Here is a 6,486-nt window from a genome sequence, read left to right on the forward strand (position 1 = left end):
TTGCCAGAAATCATCGGTCACCACCCACGACTCAACTCTCTTGCGTGTCGCCATGCCTTAACCCAACCACCGCGTGAATGGCGGTTCGGGACGAGAGTTTACTATTTACGGATAACCTCTTAGCAGCTTTGGTGAAGGCGGAATATCTGCTGGTATTCCTCTTCTGCCTTCCGAAGGCGCCGCGAAGTTAGCGCATTCCTTGAGATGCGTCCGGTGAAGCTGGAAATCACAGATCGAAGCGGCGGCAAAGCGACTATGAAAATGGCTCGTAGGACAAGCCACACGGCATAGAAGAGGATTACCGACGCAAGGATGTCTAGAGGCGCTCGGAGCCGATCCGAAATCAAGCCCCGCTTTTCAAGCAGCCATCGGTCTCGCTCTTCCTTGGCTAGACGACTGTCCGTTTCAACTACGAAACGCTCACAGTCCTCAGGCGAAGGCCAATGCTCATCAAATGAAGAAAGCTTGCACCTCTGTCGGATCTTCTCCGAGACCGAGATGACATCCTGCTCGCCTGGCATGGCGTAGATCAACTTGGCTAGCGCCACTTCCGACTCGTATGAGCGAGCCCAGGAGATCCCTGCAAAGACTGCGCCCAGCAGTACCAATTTTCCGATCAGCATTTTCATTGTTGTTGGCCTACCGCCCCCCAGAGATGCCTTCGAGACTCCGTCTGCCGTTCCCGCACCCACTTCCGCAGCGGGGAGCCCTATCTGTCAAACAATTTTTGCGCCAACGGCGCATCACCAGTTGCTCTTCAGTAGCTGGCCTCCAATGCCTCTTCGGAACTGATTTTTCTTGAACATCCGGCCCGACACAGGGTTGTAACCGAACGCACCATGAACACCGCCTACATCCTGATGGTCCAGTACAACGCGCAAGCCATCATCCCCCTCGCTCGCGTCGTCGAGGACTACTTCCCGCATCTCACCCTGAACCAGTTCATCAGGAGGTCAGCGGTCGGCGACATAACGATCCCCGTCATCCGGATCGACCCGCGAAGCCAAAAGACCGCCAAAGGTGTACACGTCGCGGACCTAGTTCGATACATAGAAAGGCGTAGAGAAGCGGCACAGAAGGAAGTCAAACAGCTATCAGGAACGCCGCCGGAATAGCTAAAAGCAGTGCTACAACGGTGCTACACGCAGAAGTACGCCCTTGGTAAATGGTTGACAACAAACAACTTTCCAGGATTTCACCCCCCAATCCATCATCGGCGCGACGCTCAGGCGCCAAGGGCTGTGAGGACCGGGATCTGGCTCGCTCATTCCAAGTCCCGCAGTGGATGGGTGTCGGGCGTCCAGGGGCTGATGAAGAAGGCATCGACCTCTGCAGCGTCGACATCGCCGATGGCGGCGGGTTGCCAGCGCGGCGCGTGGTCCTTGTCGACGGCCAGCGCGCGGATGCCCTCGACCGTCTCGCTGCGCGCGGCGCCGCGCAGGTGGAAGGCGTGGTGCACCAGGTCGCGCTCCAGGCGCAGGTCGCCGGCCAGGCTCAGGTGGCGGCCGCGGCGCACGAGTTCCAGCGTGACGGCCAGCATCATGGGCGAGCGTTTCAGCAGCGTTGCGCGCGTGCGCTGCGCCCAGTCATCATCGGCACGAGCGAGCGAGTCCAGGATGTCAGCCAGCGTCGGCAGGCTGAAATGGCGGTCAATGCGATCAGCCACGGCCTTGGGGTCGGACAACGGCGCCAGATCGACACGCTCCATCACCGTGGCCACGACATGTTCGGCACTGAGCTGGGCGCCGCGTCGCAGGTCGTCGACGAGCGCGGGCCATTGCTCGGCACGCACGAAGACGTCGCCCAGGCCCCATTCGATGGCATCGCCCGCCGCGATGGACTGGCCCGTCAGCGCCAGCCATTCGCCGACCGCGCCGGGGCATTGCGCGAGAAACCAGCCGCCGCCGACATCGGGAAAGAGGCCGATGCCGGTCTCGGGCATCGCCAGCGTGGAGCGGTCGCTGAGCACGCGCAGCTTGGCGCCCTGGCTGATGCCCATGCCGCCGCCCATGACGATGCCGTCCATCAGCGCGAGGCAGGGCTTGGGGTAGGTGTGGATCAGGTGATTGAGGCGGTATTCCTCGGTGAAGAAGTCACCCAGTGCCGGGTCACCCGCGTGGGCGGCCTGATGGAAAAAGCGGATGTCGCCGCCCGCGCAGAAGGCCGGTGGCTTGCCTTCGCGGCCGGCGCCGAGCAGGGCCACAGCCTGGATCTGCGGCGATGCGGCCCAGTGGCGCAGCAGCGTGCTCATGTCGCGGATCATGGCCAGCGACAGCGCGTTCAGCGCCTGCGGGCGGTTCAGCGTGATGAGGCCAAGGCAGCCATTGACCTCGGCCAGGATCTGGCCGTTGGATACGAGGGGCGGGATCAGGTCGCTCATGCGTTCTTCAAGGCAGGTTTGACGGAAGGAGGCGCCAGGGCTTCGTTGGCGATCAAGGCGGCGAGCACGAGGCTACCGCCGATCAACGCGGCGCCGCCTGGGTGTTCGCCCGCAAACAACCAGGCCCAGAGCACGCCGAGCAAGGTTTCTGCCTGACCGAGCAGAGCAATCTCATGGCTGGGCAGCTCGCGTGCCAGTCGCACGGCGAGGAGGCAGGGAATGGCGAGCTGGAAGACGCCGAGCAGCGCCAGCAGGCTGAGGTCATGCGTGCTGGCTTGCAACGGCCAGGCCAGCGGGAGCGTGACGATCATCGACAGCAGTGCGCCGATCAGCACGGCGGGCAGCATGTCAGCGCCCTGCCCCACTTTCTGCAGCAGGCACCAGTTCGTCGCTGCGGCCAACGGCACGCCGAGCGCGACGAACACGCCTAACAGCGGGCCGCCCAACTGACCGCCGAACATCCATCCAATGCCCGCACCGGCCACGGCAATCGCCCACCAGGTGCGCGCCGGAATAGGCTGGTGCAGGAACATGCGCGCAAACAGGGCGGTGAACAGCGGCGACAGCGACATGGTGACCAGCACATTGGCCACCGTCGTCAGCGACAACGCCACCATGAAGGCCGTGAACATGACGGCCCAGCAGGCGCCCGACGCCCAGACCGCGCGGCCCTGCAGGCTACCCAGCAACGCCTTGCCCCGCATGACGCCGAGGATCACGACCAGCGCCAGCGCATTAAAAGCACTGCGCCAAAACGTGATCTCGAACCCGCGCGCCGCATCCAGATGCCGCGTGACCACGCCCGCCGAACTCCACATCAGCGTGACCAGCAGCATCAGCAAGACGGCAGAGCGGTGGCTCATCAACGAAGAGCGCCCCTTTCGGGGCGCGGGCAAGACGGGAAGGAGTCGACGATCAGTTGCGCGACGCGCGTTTACGTTCGTTTTCCGACAGGAAACGCTTGCGCAGGCGCACGCTCTTCGGCGTGATCTCGACCAGCTCGTCGTCCTCGATGAACTCGACGCCGTACTCCAGCGTCAGGTCGATCGGCGGCGTGACCTTGATCGCGTCTTCCTTGCCGGAGACGCGGAAGTTGGTCAGCTGCTTGGTGCGCGTGGCGTTGACGATCAGGTCGTTGTCGCGGTTGTGGATGCCGACGATCATGCCTTCGTAGACCGGGTCGTTGGGCTTCACGAACATGCGGCCGCGGTCGTCCAGCTTGCCCAGCGCGTAGGTGAAGATCTCACCGGCGTCCATCGAAATGAGCACACCGTTCTTGCGGCTGGCGATGTCGCCCTTGTGCGCTTCGTAGCCGTCGAAGATGTTGCTGATCAGGCCCGAACCGCGGGTCAGGTTCAGGAACTCGTTCGTGAAGCCGATCAGGCCACGCGCCGGGATGCGGTACTCCAGGCGCACGCGGCCACGGCCGTCCGGCTCCATGTTGACCAGCTCGCCCTTGCGCTCGCCCAGGGCTTGCATGACGCCGCCCTGGTGCTGCTCTTCGACGTCGGCCGTGACCAGCTCGATAGGCTCGTGCTTGTCGCCGTCGACAGTGCGGAACACCACGCGCGGCTTGGACACAGCCAGCTCGTAGCCTTCACGGCGCATGTTCTCCAGCAGGATGGTCAGGTGCAGTTCACCCCGGCCCATCACTTCGAAGATGCCGTCTTCATCGGTCTTGCTGACGCGCAGCGCCACGTTGCTCTGCAGTTCCTTTTGCAGGCGGTCCCAGATCTGGCGGCTGGTGACGTACTTGCCTTCGCGGCCGGCCAGCGGGCTGGTGTTGACGCAGAAGTTCATCGTCAGCGTCGGCTCGTCCACCTTGAGCATAGGCAGCGGCGCCGGCTCGGCCACGCTGGTGACGGTCACGCCGATGCTGATGTCGTCGATGCCGTTGATCAGCACGATGTCGCCGGGGCCCGCCGAGGTGGTCTGCACGCGGTCCAGACCCTGGAAGGTCAGCACGTTGTTGACGCGACCCTTGTAGGTCTTGCCGTCCGGGCCTTCCATGACCAGCACGTCCATGGCGGGCTTGATGGTGCCCTGGCTGATGCGGCCCACGCCGATGCGGCCGACGAAGGTGGAGTAGTCCAGCGCCGAGATCTGCAGTTGCAGCGGCGCTTCGGGGTCACCCTTTTGCGCCGGCACGTGATTCAGCACGGTGTCGAACAGGGCCGACATGTCGGGGCCCCACTGCTCGCCGGGTGCGCCTTCGGTCAGCGAGGTCCAGCCGTTGATGCCCGAGGCGTAGACGACCGGGAAGTCGAGCTGCTCGTCGTTGGCGCCCAGCTTGTCGAACAGGTCGAAGGCGGCGTTGATGACGGCGTCGGGTTTGGCGCCCGGCTTGTCGACCTTGTTGACGACGACGATGGGCTTCAGGCCCAGGGCCAGCGCCTTCTTGGTCACGAAGCGCGTCTGCGGCATCGGGCCTTCCTGCGCGTCGATCAGCAGCACAACGCCGTCGACCATGGACAGCGCGCGCTCGACTTCACCGCCGAAGTCCGCGTGGCCCGGGGTGTCGACGATGTTGATGTGCGTGCCTTGCCAGCTGACGGCGCAGTTCTTGGCCAGGATGGTGATGCCGCGCTCGCGTTCGATGGCATTGCTGTCCATGACGGTGTCGACGACCTTCTCGTGCTCGGCGAAGGTGCCGCTCTGACGCAGGAGCTGGTCCACCATGGTGGTTTTGCCGTGGTCGACGTGGGCAATGATGGCGATGTTGCGGATCGGGGTGGTCATGGTGATGCTTCTTAAAAAAACCGGGTCATGCGGAAGCTGTTGCTTCTTGGAGCAGAGCCTGGACCTCCGGCGGGGTCAACAGGCGGTCGGCGATCAGCTCGCCGGAAGTGATGTGGGCGCTGCCGAGGAAAGCGCGCGATTCGGGGCCGTAGACACGCACGCGCTCGGCGTCGGGCGCCGTCACGCGGCGGCGCAGGCCGGACAGGAAGCGGGCGGCCTCTTCGGCCGGCAGGCGCAACTCGGGTGCGTCGGCCAGCAGGCGGTCGGGTGAAGTGAGCAGCGCCGCGCGCTGCTCTTCGGGCAGGGCTTCCAGTTCAGCGAGCGTGATGCTGCCGTCCAGCGTCAGGCTGCCGGAGCCCGTGCGGCGCAGCGCGGCCAGCGAGGCGCCGCAGCCCAGCCGCGTGCCGATGTCTTCGGCCAGCGTGCGGATGTAGGTGCCTTTGGTGCAGCGGACGTCGAGGGTCACGGTGCCAGCCTGCACGGCAACGATGTCGATGGCATGAATCGTCACGCGACGGCTCTTGCGCTCGATCTCGATGCCGGCGCGGGCGTACTCGTACAGCGCCTTGCCTTCGTGCTTGAGCGCGGAGTACATCGGCGGCGTCTGGTCGATCTCGCCGGTGAAGGCAGCGCAGGCGGCCGCAATCTGCTCGGGCGTGATGTGGGCAGCGTCAAGGCGCTCCAGCACCTCGCCTTCGGCGTCGCCGGTGGTCGTGCGAATGCCCAGGGCCAGCGTAGCGAGATAGCGCTTGTCGGCGTCCAGGCTGGCCTGGCTGAACTTGGTGGCAGCACCGAAACACAGCGGCAGCAGGCCGGTCGCGAGCGGGTCGAGCGTGCCGGTGTGGCCGGCCTTCTCGGCGCGCAGCAGCCACTTGGCCTTCTGCAACGCGTCGTTGCTCGACAAGCCCAGCGGCTTGTCGAGCAACAACACACCATGCAGCGCGCGGCGTTGCACCCGCACGCGAGGCGGGCGGCTGTCTTTCCGGGCTCGCGGCTGAGGAACCGCGACCACGACGTCGGCCTCAGTCATTCGGCTCCTCTTCCGTCAAAGCACGCGTCGCGTTGGCCTTGTTGATCAGCGCACTCATCTCGGCAGCACGCTCGATGGTGCGGTCGTACTGGAAGTGCAGCGTCGGCACGGTGTGGATCTGCAGGCGCTTGAACAGGCCGTTGCGAAGGAAGCCTGCGGCCTCATTCAACGCTTCCTGCGTCTCGGCCGGGTCGCCGATCAGCACCGAGAAGAACACCTTGGCATGGACGTAGTCGGGCGTGACCTCGATCGCATTGATCGTGGCCATGCCGATGCGCGGATCCTTGAGCTCGCGGATCAGCTCCGCCAGATCGCGCTGGATCTGGTCGGCGACGCG

At 64.6% G+C, this 6,486-nt stretch carries 7 protein-coding genes; 1 reads left to right on the plus strand and 6 read right to left on the minus strand.

All coding sequences use genetic code 11. From position 1 onward, the window contains the following. Positions 1-119: 119 nt before the first annotated feature. Entirely contained in the window at positions 120-629 is a 510-nt protein-coding gene (locus tag ABIS05_RS23745; protein ID WP_348012549.1) for a hypothetical protein, read from the minus strand. 210 nt (positions 630-839) lie between these two features. Here ABIS05_RS23745 and ABIS05_RS23750 point away from each other — a divergent pair, with 210 nt between their 5' ends. After that, complete coding sequence (locus tag ABIS05_RS23750; RefSeq protein WP_348012550.1) at positions 840-1,115, plus strand: pyocin activator PrtN family protein; 276 nt, start codon at positions 840-842, stop codon at positions 1,113-1,115. A 149-nt stretch (positions 1,116-1,264) separates the two neighbouring features. On the opposite strand, the gene ABIS05_RS23755 is transcribed toward ABIS05_RS23750, so the two are convergent. The 5 genes from ABIS05_RS23755 to rbfA all read right to left on the minus strand — a co-directional run. Further along, entirely contained in the window at positions 1,265-2,380 is a 1,116-nt protein-coding gene (locus tag ABIS05_RS23755) for an enoyl-CoA hydratase/isomerase family protein (protein ID WP_348012551.1), read from the minus strand. Beyond that, positions 2,377-3,243, minus strand: a complete 867-nt coding sequence (locus ABIS05_RS23760) for a DMT family transporter (protein ID WP_348012552.1) — start codon at positions 3,241-3,243, stop codon at positions 2,377-2,379. Before ABIS05_RS23760 ends, ABIS05_RS23755 begins: the two co-directional genes overlap by 4 nt. Positions 3,244-3,295: 52 nt before the next feature. Continuing rightward, the gene (gene typA / locus ABIS05_RS23765) at positions 3,296-5,119 is read right to left on the minus strand and encodes a translational GTPase TypA (protein ID WP_348012553.1); all 1,824 of its coding nucleotides are present in this window, start codon (positions 5,117-5,119) and stop codon (positions 3,296-3,298) included. A gap of 25 nt (positions 5,120-5,144) precedes the next feature. Next, on the minus strand, positions 5,145-6,149 hold the full coding sequence (gene truB, locus ABIS05_RS23770; protein ID WP_348012554.1) for a tRNA pseudouridine(55) synthase TruB: 1,005 nt from the start codon (positions 6,147-6,149) through the stop codon (positions 5,145-5,147). Further along, positions 6,142-6,486, minus strand: a 345-nt coding sequence (gene rbfA / locus ABIS05_RS23775) for a 30S ribosome-binding factor RbfA (protein ID WP_348012555.1), incomplete at its 5' end; no start/stop codon positions are given. The genes truB and rbfA, both read right to left, overlap by 8 nt.

Origin of the sequence: Roseateles sp. (genome assembly GCF_039929605.1) — a bacterium.
GTDB lineage: Bacteria > Pseudomonadota > Gammaproteobacteria > Burkholderiales > Burkholderiaceae_C > Pelomonas.